This is a genomic window from Bartonella tribocorum (assembly GCF_002778015.1).
In the GTDB taxonomy this organism is placed as follows: domain Bacteria; phylum Pseudomonadota; class Alphaproteobacteria; order Rhizobiales; family Rhizobiaceae; genus Bartonella; species Bartonella tribocorum_B.
Genome location: NZ_NJPP01000078.1, coordinates 1 through 1191 on the forward strand (window position 1 = coordinate 1; position 1191 = coordinate 1191).

The following is a 1191-nucleotide window of genomic DNA, read 5'->3' on the forward strand; positions in this document are numbered from 1 at the left end:
TTTATCGCTTCGTGCGTTTGCCAAAAAGATGCGCGTTTCTCCTAATGCAGTGGTTTCTCGATTTAAGACAGGAAAATTTGATGCTGCTCTTTTTGAAGATGGTTCTGTCAATGAAGCGCTTGCAACAGCTATCTGGAATGAGAATCCAACAAAACGCCCTGCTCCATTTTTAGCACCGGATGGTCAACCGCGAACAAAGATCAAACAAACCTCTATAGAGGGCGCTAATGAATACAAGATTAAACTGGAGCGAATGCAAGTTGCTCTTGAAAGCGAGAAGATTGCCCTTGAACGTTTACGCGAAACAACCGTTGACCGTGAAGAAGTCAAGAGAGCAGCGCGTGAGTTTGGAAGAGCACACCGTGACGCCATGTTGAATTTTCCTCATCGATTTGGTGCAAGCATTGCCGCACAAGTCGGATGTGATGCTGCAAGCCTAATCGGTGCCATTGATTATTACATACGAAAGGCTTTGCTTGAAGCTGTTCATATTCCAGTTCCTTATCATGATCCTCAACCTCCAGAATGAGAGCGTTTTGGGGCGAGCAAAGAATGAATAATGGATGAGAATGCTGTTACAGAATTTTTCTCCCATGCCAATGATGCAAGACAACCGGACCCACCATACACGGTTTCTCAATGGGCGGACAAGAATAGATACCTTAGCACGGTAGCCAGTGCTGAACCTGGATTGTGGAGAACAAAACGCACTCCCTATTTGCGCGAAATCATGGATAACCTTTCTTCTTACATGCCGATTGAAACAACCATTGTCATGAAAGGGGCGCAAGTTGGCATGTCAGAGGCAGGATTGAATTTCTGCGGTTATGCTATTCATTATAGTCCAGGACCTGCCCTTTATGTCATGCCAACCGTTGAGACAGCCAAAAAGCTTTCAAAGACGCGGCTTGATCCCATGATTATGGCAAGTCCAGTTTTAAGTGAACGCATAGCCCCAGCGCGAGCACGTGACAGCGGGAATACCATGTTTTCGAAAGAGTTTGATGGTGGAGCACTGATGCTTACAGGAGCGAACAGTGCAGCTGGTCTACGTTCTATGCCTATTCGTTATCTGATTTTGGATGAAGTGGATGGTTATCCTCTCAGTGTCGATAACGAAGGTGATCCAGTGATGATTGCGGAAAAGCGCACATCAACCTTTGTACAACGAAAGATCTTTAAATTGTCCAC

Annotated in this window: 2 protein-coding genes; both read left to right on the plus strand. The window is 45.5% G+C overall.

What is annotated here, in order from left to right; genetic code table 11:
- Positions 1-529: hypothetical protein (locus CEV08_RS09240; RefSeq protein ID WP_100131287.1), on the plus strand; the 529-nt coding region annotated here is incomplete at its 5' end.
- Between the two features lie 30 nt (positions 530-559).
- Positions 560-1191 (plus strand): phage terminase large subunit family protein (locus CEV08_RS09245; protein ID WP_180753587.1); only part of this gene is annotated, 632 nt, incomplete at its 3' end.